This is a genomic window from Nocardia transvalensis (genome assembly GCF_015477765.1).
GTDB classification, from domain to species: domain Bacteria; phylum Actinomycetota; class Actinomycetes; order Mycobacteriales; family Mycobacteriaceae; genus Nocardia; species Nocardia transvalensis_A.
Genome location: NZ_JADLQQ010000006.1, coordinates 442,166 through 463,107 on the forward strand (window position 1 = coordinate 442,166; position 20,942 = coordinate 463,107).

The following is a 20,942-nucleotide window of genomic DNA, read 5'->3' on the forward strand; positions in this document are numbered from 1 at the left end:
ATCCGGATGGCGGGAATCGGGATGTCCAGATGGCGGGGAATCGGGATGTCCGGATGGCGGGAATCGGGATGGCCGGATGGCAGGGGAGTCGGGATGTTGGTGGTGACGGGGATTGGTTGCCGGTGGTGACGGGGAATCTCTTCTAATCCGCGTCGACGACCACTGGGGCGACCACGCAATGTTGGGGGGCGGTTTCGGCGGCGGCGTGGGCATTGCGGGCCAGGGTGCGGGCGCGGTCCAGTTGCTCGAGGATCGTTTCCCAGTGGGCGTAGCCCGCGTCGAGGTGGGTGCCGCGGGTCAGGTCGTGGTGAATGCGCAGCAGGGTGCGGGTGGCCTCGGCGGTGTAGGCGGCGGCGGCCAGTGGGGGCTGGACCTGGTCGGTCGCGGCGTACAGTTCGGCGATCCGGTCGGTCAGCCAGTAGGCCTCGAAATGTGCTTGGGCACTGGAGTCTTCGCCACGCAGGTGGACGGCACCGGGCCCGGCGGCCCGGGCGCGATCCTCCAGGCCCGCGATATCCGGTGCGGTGGTCAGCAACCTTCGCAGATCGGCCCCGATCAGCCGATACAGCAGGCCCGCGAGCATGGCATGCTCAACCCCCGTGGTGTCGGTGGAGGCCATATCTCGGCCCCACACCTGCTCTGCGACGTGGTCCACATCGGCATGCAGGATTGCCAGCGCCGCCTTCAACTGCCCTATCGTGGCCATAGGTGCTCGTTTCTCTGTCGTCTGTGACAGGTGGACAAGACGGACGACCGTCCTGCCGGAGAGCAAGGCTACCTTTTGGCAAACGCATTTCCCGTAGCATCGCCACGCCCGGCTTTCGGGGTGTCGCCGAATTCGCCTCGGCGTGCCGCCGCGCTCGGTAAGGCTGTCGGTCCAGGGCGCCAAAACGGAGGGCTTCCCTCCGATTGGGGACTACACTGGGGATCGACGGATGCGAAACACCCCGACGACAGGACGGGAACCGATGACCGACAACGACGCAGCACCGCAACTCGACCCCACCACAATCGATTTCGAGAGCGCGTACCGCACCGGCGCCCTGGTGGAGGGCCTCGTATTGGAGCGAATGCCTTGGGACATCGGTGAACCGCAGCCGCTGCTGATGAAAATCGAAGAGCAGGGTCATATTTCCGGCGACGTGCTCGACGTGGGCTGCGGCCCCGGCGACAACGCCGCCTACCTGGCCGAGCGCGGATATCGGGTGACGGGGCTGGATGCCGCGCCCACCGCCATCGAGCAGGCCCGCGCCCGCGCCGCCGCCCGCGGCGCCCAGGTCGAATTCGCCGTCGCCGATGCGACGGTCCTCAGCGGCTACGACAACCGATTCGACACCGTGATCAGCAGTTCGCTGATGCACTGCCTCGATCCGGAGCAGCGCAAAGGCTATGTCGCCGCGCTGCATCGGGTGATGCGTCCCGGAGCGCGACTGATCCAATTCTGTTTCCCGGACGATCCCGACGGCCGCAACCGGACGTTCTCGCCGTATCCCATCACCGAAGCCGAACTGCGCGCGGCGTTCTCGGCGCCGAAATGGACCATCACCACCTTGCGCGCCGACCGGATCACCGCCATCGCACCGCCCGAGCCGATGCTGCAGGCCTTCCGTGAGCAGGGTGTGGAGCCCGATCGCGACGACTCCGGCGCCATGCTCCTGCCGACCTGGGTGCTGGAGGCCACCCGAAACGGCTAGCCGACCAGGAACTTCCGGACCGCGGCCGTGAAGGCGGCCGGCTGATCCAGCGGGATGCAGGTGGCACTGTCGCCTATCTCGACCAGTTCGGCGGACGGGAAGGCAGCGGTGAGGCGACGGCCGTGGTCGCGGGGCATGAGTCGGTCCCGCTCGGCCCAGATCACCAGCACCGGATTCCGGAACTGTGCCGCCGCGCTCGCCCACCGCGCCTTGTCGGCCGGGGAGTAGTCGTCGCGCAGCACCTTGGCCAGGTCCCGGCGGACCGCCGGATCGGTGAACCGTAGCTGCCATTCATCGGCCAGATCGGCCGGCAGCGGATGGACGGTGGTGACGTCGGCCGCCGCCGCGCGCCGCCGAATCACGCCGGCGCGCAGTGCCGTACCCATGGCATCGAGCGCGCCGGGTAGGCGTGCGGCCCGGGAGAACAGTCGCCCGGTCCGCCCCGGCGGGTAGTTGTCGAAGGCCTCGCAGGCCGACAGCACCAGCCGGTCCAGCCGATCGCCGTGGCCCTCGGCCAGCATGACCTGTGCGGCGCCCCAATGATTCTGAATCAGCGTCACCGCGCGCAGATCCAGCGCATCGAGAAATTCCCCCGCCAGGCGGGCGAGCCCGGCCACCGACAGGTCGGCGTCGGGACGCATGGGCAGCCGGTGCGCACCCAGCGGCATGGTCGGGCGAATACAGCGATAGTCCGCCTCCAGATCGGCGACGACCTCCCGCCACACCCGCGCATCCTTCATGGCGCCGTGCAGAAATACCAGCGGCGGGCCGTCGCCGGAGTCGAGGTATTCGATCGGTCCGGCGGACAGGTCGACAGTACGGGTCTGAGTCATCACACCTCCACGGAAGTAACGGGCCCGGCGGGCAATTCGAAGCGCATGGGCGCGATGTTCTGGCCGCGCAGGATCGGCATCGGCGCGAACCGCAGCACCGCCGTGCGCAGGCCGACCGCGACCGGATTGTGCCATTGCTCGAGCGTGCTGAGGCGACGCGAGCCGAGGACGAGCGCCCGGGTCCGCTCCCGGCGCGCGTTCTCGTAGGCACGCAGGGCCCGTATCGGATCGGAGTGGGTGGCCAGGTGGTGGGCGAGGACGTAGCCGTCCTCGATGGAGGAGCCCGCACCCTGGCTGAGGCTGGTCAACATCGCGTGCGCGGCGTCGCCGACCAGGGTGACCCGTCCGGTTCCCCACTGCTCGAGGAAGTTTCGGTCCTGCGAGGGCACGCTGACGACCGCATCCTCCGGTGTGGCGGCGATGACCTGCCCGATCTCCTCGGCCCAGCCGTCGAAGGCGGCCGCGATACCGGCCTTGCCGCCGTCGTAGGCGCGGGCCCGTTCCACCCCGACATTCTTGGTGCCCCACCAGTAGACCCGGCCACCGCCGATATCCATCAGCCCGAACCGCTGTCCGCGACCCCAGTAGTGCCGTGCCACACCGGTGCTCACGTGCGCGTGGGAGAACGGTATCGTCGCCAGCCAGCACACGTATCCGTACTCGTTGACCGGCTCGGGCCCGGTCTGCTGCGCGCGCACGACCGAGCGGATGCCGTCGGCGCCGACCAGCACATCGCCGCGCGCCGTGCGGCCGTCGGCGAAGGTCGCCACGACCCCGTCGTCGGTCTGGTCGTAGGCGACCAGCCGGGCGCCGAAGTGCAAGGGGGTGTCGCCGACGGCGTCGCGCAGCGCGGTCATCAGATCTGTGCGCGCGAGCGTGACCGCCGGATGGCCCAGTTCGGCGGACATATCCTGGATGGGCAACTCGCGCAGCAGTTTTCCGCTCGCGCCATGGATGAAGAAATGCTCGGTCACCTGCCCGGTGGGTCCAGCGGTGAGGTCGATGCCCAGGGCCGCGAGCACGCCGTTCGCATTGGGCAGGATGCCGAGGCCGGTGCCGGTGTCGCGCAATTCCGGTGCGGCCTCGAAGATTTCGGCGTCGATGCCGTGCCGGCGCAGCGCGGCCGCCGTGGTGAGCCCGCCGACACCCGCGCCGATGATCAGAACCTTCATGTCTAGAGACTCCTCGTGATCGCCAGATCCAGCACTCGGTCGGGCAGCAGCCGGGCGGCCAGCGACCCGATCGAGACATCCCTGCCCACCCGATAGCGGATGCGGGGGCGGCGGGCGGTCAGTGCGTGCTCCACGGCGCGGGCCACATCGGCGGGTGCGGTCGTACCGGAGGTCGCCGTCGCCGCATTCGCCTCGGCGAAGGCGGTGAACCGGTCCCGGTACAGCGCGGCGATCGGCTCCGGAGCGCCCTCGAGCAGGCGGGTGGCCGTCCGGGCCTGCTTGTCCCAGATCGGCGTCGCGATCGCGCCCGGCTCGATCACCGACACGCTGATCCGCTGCGGCGCCAGTTCGCGCCGCAGCGCATCCGACAGACCCTCCTTACCGAACTGGCTGGCTGCATAGGCGCCCATATACGGCAGCGCGACCCGGCCCACCCCCGAGGTGACATTCACGATGCGGCCGACCGGGCCCGCGGGTGCGGGTGTGCCGGAAATCCGCAGCAGCGGGAGGAACTGCCGGATCATGGCGGCCACACCGACCAGGTTGACCTCCAGCTGGTTGCGCAGGTCGTCCAGCGGTACGCATTCCAGCGGGGCCGAGACGCTGATCCCGGCATTGTTGACCAGACCGAGCAGACCGCCGTCCCCGACCTCGTCGTGAATGAGCTTGTGCGCGTCGGCGATCGATTCCTCGGAGGTCACATCGATCGACACCGGCCGCAGCCGGTCACCCGGCAGTTCGGCACGCAACTCCTGCGCCGCCTGCTCGTTGCGCACGCCCGCGTAGACCGTGAAACCGCCGCGCGCCAGCCGAATCGCGCTCTCGCGACCGAGGCCGGTGGAGCAGCCGGTAATGACCACGGCTTTCGTGATGTCGGACAAGGTTCTCACTCTCCACTCGGGACGGGTACGGGAAGTGCCGGTTCGGCCGTCAGCACGTTCAGGGTCTCGTCTGCCCATCGGGTCGCCCGCTCGGTCGAGACGACATCCTCGATGTAGGTGAAATTCCAGTGCAGGACGTCGTGACTGGTGTTGACACTGCCCACGAAGTACCCGCTGACCGAGATCCCGGCGATGAACTGGGCGCCCGACAGCGTCCAGTCGCCGATCCGGTCGGGGAAGTCGTAGCGACCGATATTCGACAGGCAGATATTGCCCGGCCCGCGGGAATCCAGCAGCTCGACGGTGCGGCGACCGGCGGTGACCGAGGCAGGGCACAGGACCGGCAGCATCGCGATCTGCGACAGATGCTGACGGAACCGCTTGCGGCGGGTCAGTTCCCGGTTCAGTCGGCGGGCGACATCCCAGAGGTCGGTGCCGGGACCGAAGCGCAGATACGACGGCACGGTGGCGACGTAGGCGCCGGCGTCCTCCGGCGAGACCGACACCTCACCGCGGAAGTCGATCGGCGATCCGATGCCGATGCGGCCGCGGACGCCCGGCTCGACCACGGTGCCGTAGGCCTGGGCCATGGCGGCGGTCAAGGCACCGTGCACGGTGACGCCCTCGGCGCGACAGCGCGCGACGAGTGCCTCGAGCCGGTCGCCGCTCAGCTCGCGATGCAGCAGTCGGCTGCGGCGTGCCGTCGGTTCGAGCGGGATCTGCGGACGCAGCCGCCGCGGGCGTGCGACGAGGGTGACCGCCTGGTCCACCAGACCGGCGCCGGCGGCGGTGGCCACGCCCCAGGGCGCGCGGAAAGCCCTGGGGAGCAGCGCCTCCGGGGCGGGCAGCGCCGGACGCGACCGAATGGAGTCGGGCGCCGTACCGGTGGCGGCCAACTCGACCAGGCGCCGCAGCAGGGCCAGCGCCGTCGTGCCGTCGGCGATGATGTGCGACACCGTGAACACCAGATCATGGCTCTCGGCGCCGCCCGAGCCGCACCGGACATCGGTGATCCGGGCCAGCGGCCGGGTCGCCCACTCCAGCGGGGTGGCCAATTCGACCTCGTCGACCTCGCGTTCCCAATCCGTCCGGTCGCCGTCGACCGTGCGGATCGGCACCTGCGGATCGGCGGGGGCCACGAAGACCGGATCTGTGCCGTCCGGCTGCCGGGCGATGCTCACCCGCAGCAGCGGATGCTCCCGGGCCAGCGCGTCGGCGGCGGTCCGCAGGGCGGTCTCGGACAGGGCGCCGCGCAGATGCACGCGGGCGACCACATTCAGGGCGGAGAGCTGGTCGCAGATCCAATACCAGCGTTCACTCGCGCTCAAGGGGCGACGAATCTCGGTGTCCATCAGCACGTCCCGGTGGCGGATCGGCGGGCCGGTTCCCGCTCGAGCAGTTCGCCGAGCAGTGCGGCCACGGTGGCGATATGTGGTTCGGTCATGATCGACAGATGATCACCGGGAATCTCGCGGATATCCAATCCGCGGGGCGTCCAGCGATCCCAGCCGTTGCTCGCGCTGCCGAACATGGTGCCCGCCAGCCGGTGCGCGGTTTCGATGCTTGCGGGCAGGCCGTCGCGTGCCCGCAGCAGCGTGATGTCGCGGTCGATCGGCGTCATCCGATAACCCACGGTGGCTTCGAAATTCGCGCGGAACACCGCGTACAGGCGCCGAAGTAGCTGCGGTGAACTGTCTTTCGGCAGAATGCCGTGATCGATGGCCTGGCGGAGAATCGAATCGAACAGCTCGTCACGATCGGTGGCCGAGGTGTCGAAGGAGTCGAGATCGAGCTGGTCGGCCTCGTTGCCGCGGGCATAGAAGATCAGCTCTCCGAAGAACCACACGATGAGGTCCCGCTCGCTGATCCCCGACGGCGGCTTGTCGCCGAGGGCCATGGTGTCCAGCAGCACCAGCCGCTCGACCTCCTCCTCCGGCAGTTGCCGGGCCACCTCTAGGGCGACATAGCCGCCGAACGACCAGCCCGCGATGTGGTACGGGCCGTGCGGACGGACCCGCCGGATCGCCTCGATGTAGGAGGCGGCCAGTTCCGGAACCGTCGTCAGCGGTGCGGTGCCGGGTTCGGCGCCGGCGGCCTGCAGCCCGTACACCGGGCGGTCGCCGGGCAGGTGCCGCACCAGCGGGACGTAGCAGATGACATTGCCGCCGATCGGATGGATCAAGAACAGCGGGGTCGCCGCGCTGTCCGAGGTGCGCAGCGGCACCAGCGGATCGAAGGTGCGGCGGGCGCCGCCGGACCGCACGATCGCCGCCAAGCCCGCGGCGGTCGGTGCGGCGACGAAGGTCTCCAGCGGAATCTCGACGTCGAAGCGTTTGGCCACCGTCATCGCCACTCGCATGGCGCCGATGGAGGTGCCGCCCGCGGCGAAGAAGTCGGTGTCGGCGGCGAACTCACCGGAACCGCCGAATTCGGCCAGGATTTCGGTGATTTCGCGCTCGAACTCGTCGGCGGGCGGGCGTCCGGTCGTCGCCGCGCCGGAGTTCTCCGCCAATCGGTGCAGCGCCGCATCGTCGCGTTTACCGCTCGGGGTCAGCGGCAGCGCGTCCACCCGGTGCAGGCGTGCGGGCACCATGTGCGCGGGCAGGACCCGCCGCAGGTCGCCGCGCACCCGGTCGGTGTCGATCTGCGCGACGCCGGGCTCGGCGACCAGGAACGCCTCCAGCACGGAGTCGATGCCATCGAGCCGCCGCGCGACCACCGCCGCCTGCGCCACGCCGTCGACCGCGGCCAGCGCCAACTCCACCTCGGCACATTCGACCCGATAACCGCGCACCTTGACCTGGGTGTCGGACCGGCCCAGCGAGACGATGTCGCCGCCGGGCAGGGCGAGGCCGAGATCGCCGGTGCGATACCGGATTCGGCCGCCCGGCGCGGCCACGAACCGCTGCGCGGTCAGGTCCGGCCGCCACTCATATCCCTGCGCCAGCCCGTCGCCGCCGAGGTAGATCTCGCCTGTCACCCCGGGCGGCACGGGCCGAAGCCGCTCGTCGAGCAGTTCGATCGTCGCCGCGCCGACCGCGGCGCCGATGGGCGGCAGGTGGGGGAAGCGATCCGCCGGGCCGGACATCGAATAGGTCGCCGCCACATGGCTTTCCGTGGGGCCGTACTGGTTCTCCACCACCACGCCGGGATTGGCGTCGACCAGCGCCCGGATCTCCGGTGTGATGCGCAGCTGCTCACCCGAGGAGGCCAGCGCGGTCAGCGAGGTCGGGTACACCCCCGTGGTGCGCGCCGCCTCGGCGAAGGCCTGCAGCGCCACATACGGCAGGTAGACGCGGGACACCTCGTGTTCGGCGACCGTGCGGACCAGGGCGGCCGGGTCTCGGCGCTGCTGCTCGGTGATCAGGCGCAGGGTTCCGCCACCGGCGAGGGTGGCGAAGATCTCCTGGAACGACACGTCGAACGACAGCGGTGCGAACTGCAGGGTGGTCGCGCCCAAGCCCGCGGTGGCGCACCGATTCTGCCAGCGAACCAGATTCGCCAGACCGCGGTGCGGCATCGCCACACCCTTCGGCTCACCGGTCGATCCGGAGGTGAACAGCACGTAGGCGATCGACTCCGGATGGATCGGGGGCAGCGCGGCGTCCGAGGCGGGTGGCTCGCCCAGCAGCTCGGCGGCGTCGGTGACCATCCGGAAGGGCTGAGACCGGGCGATCATCGCCTCCCGTCGCGCCTGCGGATAGGTCGGATCCAGCGGCACCACCGCGGCACCGGCGCGCAGCACACCGAGTACGACGGCGACCAGCTCCGGCGAACGCTCCAGTTGCACGGCCACCCGCGCACCGCTGGGCAGCCCCTCGGCGCGCAGGCGGAGCGCCACCGTCTCCGCGGCCCGATCCAGGGTGCGGTAGTCCCAGACGGTCGAATCGTCCGCCACGGCAACGGCATCGGGGTGCAGGGCCGCGGCGGCCTCCACCAGATGGACCGCGTCGTCGGTGTGCGCGGCGGACGGGTCGAGCGGCCCGTGCGGATCTCGGACCATCGCCTCGAGTGTTCCGATGAACAACCGGGCGTACTGCTCGCACTGTGCCCGGCTCGGTCCGTCCGGCCCGGCGCCGATGCGCAGCGTGAGATCGTCGGTGCGCGGGTCGATCGCGGCGGTGACCAACAATGCGAAGTTGGTCTCCTCACGAATCCGGAACCCGGTCAGCGCGACCGTGCCGTCCCCGGTCAGCCCCGAGAACATGTGGTAGTGCACGTAATTGAAGGCGGTGTCGAACGGCGTGCCGCCGTGGTCGGCGATGATGGCCCGCAGCGGGTAGCGCCGATGCGGATGGCCGTCGCGCTCCTGCGCAGCGATGCGCCGGACCGCCGCCAGCCAGGTCGACGAGGTGGTGTCCAAGCGGGTCGGCAGGGTGTTGAGGAACAGACCGGCCACGACATCGCCGCCCGCCCGGGCAGGACGAGCATGCGACACCACGCCCGTGGTGACATCCTCGGCGCCGGTCATCGCCCGCAGGGTCAGGCAATGGGCCGCCAGCAGCACCGATTTCAGCGGCACTCGGTGGTCGGTGGCGAATGCGGCGGCCGCGCGGCGCAGCCAGCGCGGCAGTGACGCCGTGGATTGGGCGGGTTCGTCGCTGGGCGGTTCGAAGGCTCGCGTGGAGGCGATCCGGGTCGGCTCCGATCCCGACAACAGGTTCGACCATTACTGCCGCGCGTGCGGATCGGCCTCCGCCGCACGTTCGTCACGCACGTACTCGGCCAGCAGTGTCGCCGAATGCGGTGCGGGATCGACCGCTTCGATATCGAAGCCGAGCAGGTGCAGATAGTCCTGCAGCAGTTCGCGGACCAGATTGGCCACGCTCCAGCCGTCCAGGATCGCGTGATGGAACCGCAGCACCAGCTCGAACCCGTCGGGCTCGGGCACCACCTGCATGCGGTACAGCGGCGCCGAATCCAGGACGTAGTTGTCGAAGTCCAGATCGTGCTCCGGCCCGATGATGAGGGTCTCGGGCACCTCGTGATACACGATCTGGATCGGCACCGATCTGCCGGTGAGGTCGAAATCCGACCGCAGTGCGGGCTGGCGTCGCACCAGCCGTCGATAGGCCTCCCGGAATACGGTCTCCCGCAGCGGCATTCGCAGCCGATACCGGAAAACGTCCTTGTACAGGGTGGATTCGGTGCGCTCCAGGCTGTGGAACAGCATGCCCAGCTGCAGGGCGGTGGCCGGGAACGCGTCCTCGACGCCGGTCAGAGTGGCACGGTCGATGAGTGGAACCGTGTCCAGCGCGGTGCGGACGTGCGACTCGGGTGCGGCCGAATCCGCGTCGATGGCCGCGGCGAGCTCGGCGATGGTCGGACTCGCGAAGAACTTATCGATGTCGAACCGCAGACCGCGCCGTTCGGCGGCGGTGCGCAGCCGCAGCGCGAGGATGGAATCGCCGCCGATGGTGAAGAAGTCGTCATGCGCGCCGAGTCGGTCGGCGTCGACCCCGAGGGTCTCGGCCCAGACCGCGCCGACGGCGCGTTCGGAATCGGTCCGTGGCGGCTGGAATTCGGATCGGCGCGGGCTCGGAGAGGGGAGCGCCTTGCGGTCGACCTTGCCGCTGCGGGTCAGTGGGATCTCGTCCAGCCGCACGAAATGTGCGGGAATCATGTAGCCGGGCAGGCGGTCGGCCAGATGGGCGGCCACCGAGGTCTCGGACGCCTCGCCGACGTAGTAGGCGACCAGGGTCGTCGTGTCCCCGGCGATGCGGGCATCGATCACGACGCCGGCCGACACCCCGGGGCAGTCGGCCAGCGCGCTGTCGATCTCGCCGAGTGTCACCCGATTGCCGCGCACCTTGACCTGGTCGTCGATGCGGCCCAGGTACTCGAGCGTGCCGTCGGCCAGCCATCGGGCCAGATCGCCGGTGCGATAGCGGCGCCCGCCGGGCACCCGGTCGTCGGTGACGAAGGCGGCCGCGGTGAGGTCATCGCGGCCGCGGTAGCCGCGGCCCACGCCGACACCGGCGATATTCAGCTCGCCTGGTACCCCCTGCGGGACGCGCCGCCCCTGGGAGTCGAGCACCAGTAGGGCGATATTGTCGATCGGCCGGCCGATCGGAACGCGGGGGACGTCGTCGGTGATCTCGAAATACGAGACGTCGACGGTGGCTTCGGTGGGCCCGTACAGATTGATCAGGTGCACGTGGGTGAGGCCGAGATCGGCGAATACCGCGCGGAACCGGCGCACCAGCGCCGGGGTCAGGGCCTCGCCGCTGCAGAACACCAGCCGCAGCGAGGCCAGCTGGTCGGCCCGCACTCCCTGCGCGGTGACGTGTTCGAGGAACGGCCCGAGCATCGACGGCACGAAGTGCAGCACCGATACGCGGTGCCGTTCGATGGCCGCGGCGAGCTTGCGCGGATCGCGCTCACCGCCCGGCGGCAGCAGTGCCAGCTGCGCGCCGACCAGACTCCACCACATCAGCTCCCAGACCGATACATCGAAGGTGGCCGGGGTCTTCTGCAGGATCACGTCGTCGGCGGTGAGCGGATACGCCCGCTGCATCCAGCCGAGCCGGTTCACCACCGACAGATGCTCGATCATGACGCCCTTCGGCGTGCCGGTCGAGCCGGAGGTGTAGATGAGATAGGCGAGGTCGGTCGGTGCGGCGGTTCGTTCGAGTGCGGAAACCGGCTGTTCGGCCGCCGGTTCCAGGCGTTCGACGCCCAGCTCCCCGGCGATGCCATCGAATTCGTCTGTGGCGATGAGAAATCGGGTCGCACAGTCGGACAGGATCGTCCGTACCCGCGCCGCCGGGAAGTCCGGATCGATCGGCACGTACGCCCCGCCCGCGGCCAGCACCGCGTGGATCGCGATCACCAGTTCCGGCGATCGGCGCAGGATCAGCGCCACCGGTTCCTCGCGCCGCAGGCCATGGGTACGCAGTTGTGTGGCGAGAGCGTCGATCCGGCCGCCGAACTCGCCGTAGGTCAGCGTGGCGACGGAACCGTCGGCGTCGAGAGAGGACAGGGCCGGTGCGTCGGGGGTGCGGGCGATCTGCTCGGTTACCAGCCGATCGATCGTGGCCTGCTCGTCCAGCGGGCCCGGCACCGGGCCCTCCAGCGACCGCAGCCGCTCGTGATCGTCGGAGGACAACAGGTCCAGTTCGGCCAGCGGAGTATCCGGATTCGCCAATGCCGCATTCAGCAGACCGAAGACGTGCCGGATCAGATCGTCGATCGGGTAATCGGTGTCGAAGACGTCGTCGGCGAAGAACATGTCCATCTCGAGGACACCCTCGTCCTTGTACTCGCGGACGGTGATGTTCAGCGCGTCCAGCGAATAGCCCGACGCCAGCGCCGCCAGCTCGGTGACGCCCGCCGGCAGCCCGCCGCCGGGAACCGAGATATAGGAGTAGGTGACGTCGAAGAGGCTGCCGGAGCCCGCGCCCCGGTCACGCAGCGCCGTCTGCAGGTCACCCAGCGCGAAACGCTGATGCGTCTTGAGTTCCGCCACCGCCTCGGTGGTGCGAGCGAGATTCTCGCCGAAGGTGCGGGATTCGTCGATGGCCACCAGCAGCGGGAGCATGTTGGTGAGGTGTCCGATGGTGAACAGATCCTCGGGCCGCCGGTTCAGCAGCGGCACACCGATCACGATATCGCCGTCCCGATGAATCCGGCGCAGGTACCACGCCACCGCGGTGGTGGTCACCGCGAACACCGAATGCCCGGTGGCGCGCAAACGGTCTCGGGTGTCCCGCTCGAAACGGAGGCTGCGGCGCGAGCGGGTGTGCTCGTGGACGGCGGCATTACGGGTGAACAGGGCGGGTGTCACGGCGGCGAACCGCTCGACCAGGGCGTCGTGATCGCGCCGGTAGTCCTCGGAGTCGCGGTAATCCGCGTCGGCGGTGACGACGTTCAGATAGCTGCCGGACGGCGGTGGCGCGGCGGCCTCCCCGCCGACGTACTCCTCGCACAGTTGGTGCAGCGCGAGCGTGAGCGCCCAACCGTCGGCGATCGCGTGGTGGGCGCTGAGGTAGATGAGGAACGAGTCGCTGTCGTCGATCACGATCGCCGGCCGGACGAGTTGGCCGTCCGCCGGGAGCACCTCGTCGGTGACGCGGTCCATCCACGCCTTCGCGGCCGCGCGCGGGTCCGGCTCGCCGGTGACGTCGATGACCTCGATACCGTCGAGGTCAGGGGTGACGCGCTGGGTCATGGTCCGCGCGTCGATCCGCACGCGCAAGGCGTCGTGCCGTGCGGCGACTCGATGGATACACTCCTGTAAGCGCCCGACATCCAGTGGCGCGGCGATCCGAACATAGCCCGCCAGTTGGGCGAGTGGCAACTCGGGAAACAGCACGGCGACGGTCATGACATCCCGCTGATACGGGGTCAACGGCCAGGCCTGATCGGCCGCAACCGATTGCTTGGTGCCGGTTGTTTCCACGGTCGTCGTCACTCGAAACTCCCTTGGGGCATGCGGAATCCGATCCTTCGCCTGAAACCGGTTTACGGGAAGCGCCGAATTGCCAGACAAACGATCGTCGGGTTGTGCAGCGGAACAAGCGAATCCCGTCGCCGGAACTTCGTCACGGCAGTCGGGAACTATTTCGGGGTCGGGCGTCGAGGCGACATTGCCTATGGCCCATCGACTTTCGAATCTACTGGCGAGTACGCGATTGTGAGATGTGATAATCTCCACAGCCCCCTGTGATGATCTACACAGAGGTGGCGGCATGCGATGAAAAATTCAACCAGCTGCCGCGCGATTCCCGGTAATCCAATGCTGTGCAGGTCGTTTCGGACGTATCGAACGAAGGGGCCGGGCAAATATCCTGGTTCGTATGAGTGTGCAGACGGAGGGGGCGGCCGGTCCGCTACCGCGGGGCAGGCATCGGCTCACCCGGGCCGAGGTCGAGTCCTCGCAGTATCGGCGGTTGTGTGGGGCGGCGCTCGTGGCGGTGGGGGAGTTGGGGTACTCGGCCACGACGGTGGGCGATATCGTGTCGCGGGCGCAGGTGGCGCGGCGGACGTTCTATGCGATGTTCGCCGGTAAAGACGAATGTTTTGCCGCTGCTTATGATTTCGGGGTCGAGTCGGGGCTGCGGCAATTGGGGGAGGCGATCGAGGCGGCGGGGTCGACCACCTTCGCCGAGCGGATGCGCACCTCGTTCGAGGTCTACCTCGCGGTGCTGGCCACACAGCCCGCCGCGACGCGCGCGTTGTACGTGGAGACCCTGGTGGCCGGTGCGCCGCTGGTCGCTCATCGGGCCCGCGTGCATCGGCTGTTCGCCGACTACATCATGGATATCGCGCGCTGCGGCGTGCAGACCGGAGAGCTTGCCGCCCAACCGGATCCGCAGCTGGTGGACATGCTGCTCGGCGGGATCGACGATCGCATCCGCGCCTGTCTGCACGACCGCGCCGCGGCCGCGCTTCCGGAGCTGGCGCCGCTGTTCACCCGGGCGGCGTTGGCGCTGTGCGGGTATCGGGCAGGAGCCGATCAGGCTTCGGGGTCGGTCGGCCCGGCCTCCCGATAGGTGCGCGCGACCAGCGCGGCCCGCAGATACCAGAGCCCGCTGGGCTGTGCCGGATCCATCCCGGTGAGCTGGCCGATCCGCTTGAGCCGGTAGTCGACTGTATTGGTGTGCACCTGCAACTGCCGCGCGGTGCGCTGGCGCGACAGGCCGGTGGCCAGGTGGCTGCGCAGCGTCTCCAGCAGATCCGGGTGATCGTCGAGCGGATCCAGCAGTGCGCCCAGCCGATCCAGGCCGGGTCCGGGGCGGGTGAGCTGGTATTCCATTGCCAGATCCGAGAATCGGTACAGTCCCGGCCCGCTGCCCAGCCGCAGCACGGTGTCCAGGAGCTCGTGGGCGCGATCGGCGGAGTCGGGGATCTGCTGGGTCGCCGCGGTGACCACCGTCGCCGTGACGGGAACCTGTGCGGCCGCGGACAAGCCGTCCACGAGCCGATCCAGGTCACCGTCGGCGACCACCTCCTCCGGAATGAGGACGGTGCCGCCGTCCACGCTGAGCAGCGACAGCGCGCGGCCGCCGCAGCCGCGGGCCAGCTCGGTCTGCAGCCGCCGAAGTTTACGGCGGGCAACGACCTTGGGGTCGATACCCGGATGCGTTTCGTCCGGATGGCGCGGCAGGTTCACGGCGAGAACGGCGTAGGCCGAGGCGATCTCGATTCCGCTCTCCCGGGCCATCGTCGAGGTGGGGTGCCCGGACAGCAGAGCCGACACCAGGGTGTGCACGGCCGTGTGATGTTCGGTGACCGCCGCCTGGTGCTCGCGGACGTAGGCCAGCGCGACCGCCGGGGTGATGGTGTCGAGCACCCGCAGCAGCAGCTGGGCGGGATCGTCGGGCCGCTGCTGCGGATCGGTGCCGTTCAGCAGCAGATCGAAGGCCAGTTTGAAGCCCTCGTGCACCGCGTGGTGCACGGTGTCGATGGGTATCCCCTCGCGCGCCCAGCCCGCGGCGGCCTGTTGCAGGAACTCGACCTTGTCGTCGGGCTGGCGGCCCTCGAGCACGTCTATCGTCAGCTCCAGGCAGATCCGGGTCACCGCGGTGATATCGCCGCGCAGTGCGTCACCGGGCAGCGTGGCACACGGGGCCACGTGTGCGGCGAAATGGCCGACCAACTGCCGCGACAGGTTCCGGACATCGTGCCGTGCGCGTCCGTTCATGAGGGCTCCGCAATCGGTGACTCAAGGAACTTGACGGTTCCCAGTAGCGGCCAACCCTATCGACCGGGTGCGGGGCGACGCAACACTGCGACCCGAAAGTACTAGGGGTCCAGTGCTTTCGGTTATCCGGGCTGTGGGTCGGGCGCCGGATGCAGCCGGTGCACGGTGAGTGCGGCGGCGAGCAGACGGGAACCGTTCGGGTCGCTCGGATCGATACCGGACAGTTCGGCGATGCGCCGCATCCGGTAACTGAAGGTATTCGGGTGCACGTGGATTTCGGCCGCCGCAGCCTTGCGGTCCGAACCGTGGCGCAGGTGCGCGTCGAGGGTTTCCACCAGATGCGGGCTGCGCAGCAGCGGTGCGATGCGTTCGGCCAAACGGTCGCGGGCCGGGCCGGGGCGGGTGAGCTGGTACTCCAGCAGGAGATCGTCGAGCCGGTACCCGCCGGTGGGCCGGCCCAGCAGCCGGGCCAGTTCGGCCAACTCGGTGGCCTGCTGCGCGGCCACGGGGACGGATTCGCGTGGAATGCCCGGATTTTCGGCGACGAAGACGTCGACCCCGTATTGGCTCGCGAGTTCGGTTGCCAGTTCCGAGGATTCGAAATGGTCGGATTCCGATCCGGTGGGCAGCAGCGCGATTCCATTGCAGCCGTCGAAGGTGTGCAGGGCGGTCGTGCCGCCGAGCCGGTCCAGGGTGCGCTGCAGCAGGCGGATGCGGCGGCGGGTGAGCAGATTCGCCACCAGCGGTGACTGATCCTCGGGATGCAATCGGATCGACAGCACCGTATAGCGTTCGGCTATCGCGGTATCGGCGCGGGCGGCGAGCTCCTCGGCGGGTTGCCCGCGCAGCAGGGCCGCGCACAGAGCCCGGCGGGCCTCGCGCTCGGCGTTGTAGATCGACTGCTCGACGTCGGCATACGCCTCGACCGTGACCGCGGTGATGTGCATGAGCAGATCCAGCAGCCGATCGCCGAAGGCGACCAGCTCGTCCAGCTCGGCCGGATCGGCGGAGGCGACCGCCTCGTGCAGCACCAGCCGGGCCGAGCCGTGCACCGCCTCCACCAGCAGGCGCAGCGGCAGCCGGTCTTCGGCATGGCGTTCGACCACCGGCACAACGTATTTCGCGACCTCTTCGCGGGGGAACTCGCGTCCCTGGCCGACGGCGTGCAGGAAGGCGTGTGCGCAACCGTAGATGGCGGGGAGGACCTCGACGAAGTGTCCCTCGGGGAGATCCGCGGCCGGTGGGGTGGCGCCCAGCCCGGAGGCGAGGATGCGTTCGGCGAGTTGGGGCAACCGGTCGAGGAGGCGCGCGACGAGTGCGCCTTCCGGCGGGGAGGGTTGAACAGCGACCGACATGGACCGATTGTCGTCAGTCACATGGGGCGGAGCAACTTATGGGTTTCATTGAGCTCCAATTTGTTTCCGGAGACAAATCTCCCGTTCGAAAATGTGACCGCAAGGGCAGTGACAGACCAGGTGGAACCGTCCTAGATTCTTATTCGGAGTCATTATGACTGGCGTCACAATTCGGTATGAGCGATGGCTGAAATCACAAACCGGCGGGTGTTTTCATAACTCGGTTCCGCTCGTGCCGTAGGGGAAGGTTGCAATGAGGCACAGTATTCGGCGCGATGTGGTCCGCCCGGCCGTCCTGGTCTGTACGGCGGTACTTTTCACCGTAATCGGCGCGGGCGCGGCCCACTCGGACGCGGGTATTTCGAGCACTCCGGAAGCGGTCGCCGAGTATGTGGCCGCAGGGCTGCATCCGACGGCGGACGGGCGGTGGGTGGAGCCCATCGTGGATTCCGGAAGCGGATCGGGTTCGGCCGCGAGCTTCGCTTCCGACGCTCGGGTGGAGGGGCCCGAAATGTCCACCTATCCTGCGGCTTTCGGATACGGGCTGACTCACCCGGATGCCGCGCCGCCGGGTGCGAACCGATGGGACTGCACGCCGGGGGCGGCGCATCCGCGCCCGGTGGTGCTGGTGCACGGCACCTGGCTCAATGCCTACGACGATTTCGCTTACCTGTCGCCGCGGCTGGCCCGCGCCGGATTCTGTGTATTCGCCTTCAATTACGGCCGCAGCTCGCTGCTGGACGGCGGCGGCGTCGGCCCGATCCTACCGGGCCGCTTCGGCGTCGGGCCCATCGCGGAATCGGCACGTCAGCTGGCGGATTTCGTGGAACGGGTGCGCGCGGCCACCCATACCGACCGGGTGGATGTGGTCGCCCATTCCCAGGGCGGGCCGGTGACCGACCAATACCTGAAATTTGAGGGTGGCGCCGACAAGGTGGATCGCTTCGTCTCGCTCGGCGCCACCCATCACGGCACCTCGCTGCTCGGTATTGCGACACTCGGCCGGGTCATCACCAATCTGGGCATCGATATGATGGGCTTCTATCGCCCGATCATCGGACCGGCGAATATCGAGCAGGCGGTCGGTTCGGAGTTCGTGACTCGGCTGAATGCGAACGGCGACACCGTGCCCGGCGTCTCCTACACCGTCGTAGCCACGCGCTACGACCAGGTGATGAATCCGCTGGAGTGGGCGTTCCTGCAGGCCGGCCCCGGTGCCACGGTCGAGAACATCACTCTGCAGGACGGTTGTGAGCAGGATATGTCCGACCACCTGTCGATGATGTATTCGCCGCGGGCGCTGTCGATTACGCTGCGCGCCCTGGATCCGGTCGGATATCCGGTGCTGGACTGTTCGTTCAACGCCTGGTTGATCGGCGGCGGTGGGCAGTGACCGTGTCGGCTCGACGGTCCACCCGGCCGCTGCGGCCCGATCTCGACCCGTTCCACCGGCCGCCCTCCGGGTTCGAAGAGCTACCTCCGGGCACGGTGCTGCGCAGCCGGGTGGTGGAGGTGGCGGCGTTCGGGATTGTGCCGCTGCGGGTTTCGGCGTGGCAGTTGCTGTATCGCAGCTGTGATCTGCACGGCGAGCCGGAGGCCGCGGTCACGACGGTGCTGCTGGCCCGCCGCGCCGACCCGGCACACCCGCGCCCGCTGGTCTCGTTCCAATGCGCCATCGATGCCGTTGCGCCGCATTGTTTTCCGTCGTACGCGCTGCGGCGGGGTGCGCGGGCGTTCGGGGCGATTCCGCAAGTGGAGCTACCGCTGATCACCGCCGCGCTGGCCCGCGGCTGGGCGGTGTCGGTACCGGATCACGGCGGCAGCGGCGGGCGGTTCGGGGTGCCGCGCGAACCCGGCTATCGGGCACTGGACGGGATCCGTGCCGCGTTGCGCTTCGGTCCGCTCGGCCTCGGTCCGGCGACACCCGTTGCGCTGTGGGGATATTCGGGTGGCGGGCTGGCGACGGTGTGGGCGGCGGAACTGGCCGCCGAGCACGCGCCGGAGCTGACTATCGTCGGCGCGGTCGCGGGTTCGCCGGTGGGCGATCCGGGTGCGGCCTTCGTGCGCTTGAACGGCACCATGTTCGCCGGGTTCGCCATGGTGTTCACCGCCGGGCTGCGCCGCGCCTATCCACAGCTGGATGCCATTCTGCGCGGCAATGTGCGGCGTCGATATCTGGATCTGCTCACCGAAGCCGAAGTGGCGGCGACCTTTCCGCTGCTGGCCCGGTTCGCGCTGCACAATGTGGACAACCATGCCCACGCCGGGCTGGCGGCCCTGGTCGCGCTGCCCGAACTGCAGGACATACTCGCCGATATCCGGCCCGGCTCGCGCACGCCGACCATGCCGCTGCTGGTGCTGCAGGGCGTCAACGACGAGGTGATCGCGGTCGCCGACGTGGACGCCCTGGTGGAGCGCTATGTCGCGGGCGGTGCCCGGGTGCGCTATCTGCGGGACCGGCTCAGCATGCATCTGCCGCTGCAGTTTCTGGGCATTCCGGTGATGGTGGACTGGATCGCCGACCGGTTCGCGGGTCTGCCCGCGCCCACCGGTACCGAGACGGTGTGGTCGGTCGCCCGCCGCGGGAAATATTGGGGTGGACGGTGATCAACCGCGAGAGATGATGGTGCGCATGGATGCGCACGAGGAACTGATCGATCTCGCCGAGCGGTATTGGGACAAGGTTCTGGAGGCGGCGCCGAGCGCGGCGACCCTGTGGGGGGACCGGCGCTTCGACGACCGGATCGAGGATCTGTCCGAAGAGGCCGAACAGCGGGTGGTGGCGGACTATCGGGATCTGCTGGGCCGGGTTGCGGCAATCGATCCCGGCCTGCTGAACGCGGAGGACAAGGTCACGCGCAGCGTGCTGCAGAACGAACTCGCCTCGGCCATCGGTCGTCTGTCCTGGCGCCCCGTCGAGATGGCCTCCGATCAGTTCAACGGGGTGCATGTCGGCGTGTTCACGCTGGCGCCACAGACCAACGCGCCGACGCCGGAGAATGCGTTCGCGCTGGTCCAACGCTACCGGCAGTTCGGAACCCTGTTCGAACAGGCCGCACAGCGGTTCCGGGCGGGCCTGGCCGCCGGTCGCACCCCGGCGCGTATCACCATCGAGCGCTCGCTGCATCAGCTGGACGGCTATCTGGCCTCCGATCCGACGACCGACCCGTTCGTCACGTTCCCCGGCCCGCCGGATTGGGACGGTGAAACCGAGTGGCGGGCAGCGCTGTCCGAGGTTGCGCGGGAGGTGATCCGCCCGGCGCTGCACAGTTATCGCAACGTACTGGCCGAAGAGCTACTGCCCGTCGCGCGTCCCGACGACAAGGCGGGCCTGTGCTGGCTCGGTGACGACGGCGAGGACATCTACCGCCGCCTGCTGCGCCAGCACACCACACTCGACGATCTGGGCGCCGAGCAGATCCACGAGATGGGTCTGGCCGCACTCGAGCAGCTGCGCGACGAATACGCCCGGCTCGGTGAGCGCCTGTTCGGCCTCGGTGACCAGGCCGAGATCTTCGCCCGCCTGCACGGGGACCCGGCCCTGCACTACACCGAGCCCGCGGAGATCATGGCCGATACGCGACGCGCGTTCGCCGCCGCGAGCGCGGAGATGCCGAACTGGTTCGGCCGCCTGCCCGAACAATCCTGCGATATCGTGCCCGTTCCGGAATTCCTGGCCGCCGACGTGCCGGGTGCCTACTACTTCGCGCCCGCCGCCGACGGCTCGCGGCCCGGCACCTACTTCGTGAACCTCCACGATCCACGGAGCCGGCCGCGCTACCAGACCCGTGCGATCGCCTTTCACGAAGGCATACCCGGACATCACCTGCAGCTGACCATCGCCAACGAGCTGGACCATCTGCCCCGTTTCCAGCGGCGGGAGTCGTTCGCCAACACCGCCTTCGTCGAGGGCTGGGCGCTCTACACCGAACGCCTGGCCGACGAGATGGGTTTGTACGTGGACGATCTGGCTCGGGTGGGCATGCTGGCCGCCGACTCGTTCCGGTCCTGCCGCCTGGTGGTCGACACCGGTCTGCACGCCATGGGGTGGAGCCGGCAGCAGGCCTTGGACTTCATGATCGCCAACGCGCCGATCGGCCGGACCGAGATCGAGACCGAGATCGACCGCTATATCGCGAGTCCCGGTCAAGCCGTCGCCTACAAGGTGGGTCAGCTGGAAATTCTCCGGCAGCGCGCCCGGGTGACCGAACGCCTCGGGGACCGGTTCGACATCAAGGCCTTCCACGATGTCGTGGTCGGCTCCGGCTCGGTGAGCCTGCCCGTCCTGCGGGAGCTGGTCGCCTCGTTGTGAGGGCGGTCCTGACCGGCTCACCGTGACCGGGGGCCTGACCGAGCTCTCTG

At 68.9% G+C, this 20,942-nt stretch carries 13 protein-coding genes and 1 pseudogene; 5 read left to right on the forward strand and 9 right to left on the reverse strand.

The window, feature by feature from the left end:
* Positions 1 to 142: 142 nt before the first annotated feature.
* Entirely contained in the window at positions 143 to 706 is a 564-nt protein-coding gene (locus IU452_RS20005; protein ID WP_195110610.1) for a hypothetical protein, read from the reverse strand.
* A 262-nt stretch (positions 707 to 968) separates the two neighbouring features.
* Here IU452_RS20005 and IU452_RS20010 point away from each other — a divergent pair, with 262 nt between their 5' ends.
* Entirely contained in the window at positions 969 to 1,694 is a 726-nt protein-coding gene (locus IU452_RS20010; RefSeq protein WP_195110611.1) for a class I SAM-dependent methyltransferase, read from the forward strand.
* Here the strand turns inward: IU452_RS20010 and IU452_RS20015 are convergent.
* From IU452_RS20015 to IU452_RS20040, 6 genes and pseudogenes are all read right to left on the reverse strand, one after another.
* The gene (locus IU452_RS20015; protein WP_195110612.1) at positions 1,691 to 2,527 is read right to left on the reverse strand and encodes an alpha/beta fold hydrolase; all 837 of its coding nucleotides are present in this window, start codon (positions 2,525 to 2,527) and stop codon (positions 1,691 to 1,693) included. The two genes, IU452_RS20010 and IU452_RS20015, sit on opposite strands and share 4 nt — an antisense overlap.
* Positions 2,527 to 3,699 carry an FAD-dependent monooxygenase gene (locus IU452_RS20020; RefSeq protein ID WP_195110613.1) on the reverse strand — a complete coding sequence of 391 codons (1,173 nt, stop codon included), beginning with the start codon at positions 3,697 to 3,699 and terminating at the stop codon, positions 2,527 to 2,529. Before IU452_RS20020 ends, IU452_RS20015 begins: the two co-directional genes overlap by 1 nt.
* A gap of 2 nt (positions 3,700 to 3,701) precedes the next feature.
* Positions 3,702 to 4,580 (reverse strand): SDR family NAD(P)-dependent oxidoreductase, encoded by an 879-nt coding sequence (locus IU452_RS20025; protein ID WP_228818272.1) that lies wholly within the window; start codon positions 4,578 to 4,580, stop codon positions 3,702 to 3,704.
* 5 nt (positions 4,581 to 4,585) lie between these two features.
* Positions 4,586 to 5,932, reverse strand: coding sequence for a condensation domain-containing protein (locus IU452_RS20030; RefSeq protein WP_195110615.1), 1,347 nt, complete (start codon positions 5,930 to 5,932; stop codon positions 4,586 to 4,588).
* On the reverse strand, positions 5,932 to 8,583 hold the full coding sequence (locus IU452_RS20035; protein WP_324192727.1) for a non-ribosomal peptide synthetase: 2,652 nt from the start codon (positions 8,581 to 8,583) through the stop codon (positions 5,932 to 5,934). Before IU452_RS20035 ends, IU452_RS20030 begins: the two co-directional genes overlap by 1 nt.
* A pseudogene (locus IU452_RS20040) lies at positions 8,566 to 13,272 on the reverse strand (non-ribosomal peptide synthetase); the annotation flags it as partial. The gene IU452_RS20035 and the pseudogene IU452_RS20040, both read right to left, overlap by 18 nt.
* Before the next feature lie 106 nt (positions 13,273 to 13,378).
* On the opposite strand from IU452_RS20040, the gene IU452_RS20045 reads away from it, so the two are divergent.
* Positions 13,379 to 14,074 carry a TetR/AcrR family transcriptional regulator gene (locus tag IU452_RS20045; RefSeq protein ID WP_195110618.1) on the forward strand — a complete coding sequence of 232 codons (696 nt, stop codon included), beginning with the start codon at positions 13,379 to 13,381 and terminating at the stop codon, positions 14,072 to 14,074.
* Here the strand turns inward: IU452_RS20045 and IU452_RS20050 are convergent.
* Positions 14,038 to 15,225 (reverse strand): PucR family transcriptional regulator, encoded by a 1,188-nt coding sequence (locus IU452_RS20050; protein WP_195110619.1) that lies wholly within the window; start codon positions 15,223 to 15,225, stop codon positions 14,038 to 14,040. The two genes, IU452_RS20045 and IU452_RS20050, sit on opposite strands and share 37 nt — an antisense overlap.
* A gap of 122 nt (positions 15,226 to 15,347) precedes the next feature.
* Complete coding sequence (locus IU452_RS20055; RefSeq protein WP_195110620.1) at positions 15,348 to 16,580, reverse strand: PucR family transcriptional regulator; 1,233 nt, start codon at positions 16,578 to 16,580, stop codon at positions 15,348 to 15,350.
* 253 nt (positions 16,581 to 16,833) lie between these two features.
* Between IU452_RS20055 and IU452_RS20060 the strand changes: the two genes are divergently transcribed.
* The 3 genes from IU452_RS20060 to IU452_RS20070 are packed head-to-tail and all read left to right on the forward strand — an operon-like array spanning position 16,834 to position 20,892.
* Positions 16,834 to 17,973 carry an esterase/lipase family protein gene (locus tag IU452_RS20060; protein ID WP_195110621.1) on the forward strand — a complete coding sequence of 380 codons (1,140 nt, stop codon included), beginning with the start codon at positions 16,834 to 16,836 and terminating at the stop codon, positions 17,971 to 17,973.
* Positions 17,970 to 19,187 carry a lipase family protein gene (locus tag IU452_RS20065; RefSeq protein ID WP_324192712.1) on the forward strand — a complete coding sequence of 406 codons (1,218 nt, stop codon included), beginning with the start codon at positions 17,970 to 17,972 and terminating at the stop codon, positions 19,185 to 19,187. The genes IU452_RS20060 and IU452_RS20065 overlap by 4 nt, the downstream gene beginning before the upstream one ends.
* Before the next feature lie 25 nt (positions 19,188 to 19,212).
* Positions 19,213 to 20,892, forward strand: coding sequence for a DUF885 domain-containing protein (locus tag IU452_RS20070; RefSeq protein ID WP_228818274.1), 1,680 nt, complete (start codon positions 19,213 to 19,215; stop codon positions 20,890 to 20,892).
* Positions 20,893 to 20,942 lie beyond the last annotated feature (50 nt).

Coding starts and splice junctions, on each gene's coding strand:
- IU452_RS20010 (WP_195110611.1), top strand. CDS start 969: ATGACCGACAACGACGCAGCACCGCAACTCGACCCCACCACAATCGAT.
- IU452_RS20050 (WP_195110619.1), bottom strand. CDS start 15,225: ATGAACGGACGCGCACGGCACGATGTCCGGAACCTGTCGCGGCAGTTG.
- IU452_RS20045 (WP_195110618.1), top strand. CDS start 13,379: ATGAGTGTGCAGACGGAGGGGGCGGCCGGTCCGCTACCGCGGGGCAGG.
- IU452_RS20030 (WP_195110615.1), bottom strand. CDS start 5,932: ATGGACACCGAGATTCGTCGCCCCTTGAGCGCGAGTGAACGCTGGTAT.
- IU452_RS20015 (WP_195110612.1), bottom strand. CDS start 2,527: ATGACTCAGACCCGTACTGTCGACCTGTCCGCCGGACCGATCGAATAC.
- IU452_RS20055 (WP_195110620.1), bottom strand. CDS start 16,580: ATGTCGGTCGCTGTTCAACCCTCCCCGCCGGAAGGCGCACTCGTCGCG.
- IU452_RS20035 (WP_324192727.1), bottom strand. CDS start 8,583: ATGGTCCGAGATCCGCACGGGCCGCTCGACCCGTCCGCCGCGCACACC.
- IU452_RS20005 (WP_195110610.1), bottom strand. CDS start 706: ATGGCCACGATAGGGCAGTTGAAGGCGGCGCTGGCAATCCTGCATGCC.
- IU452_RS20060 (WP_195110621.1), top strand. CDS start 16,834: ATGAGGCACAGTATTCGGCGCGATGTGGTCCGCCCGGCCGTCCTGGTC.
- IU452_RS20020 (WP_195110613.1), bottom strand. CDS start 3,699: ATGAAGGTTCTGATCATCGGCGCGGGTGTCGGCGGGCTCACCACGGCG.
- IU452_RS20070 (WP_228818274.1), top strand. CDS start 19,213: ATGGATGCGCACGAGGAACTGATCGATCTCGCCGAGCGGTATTGGGAC.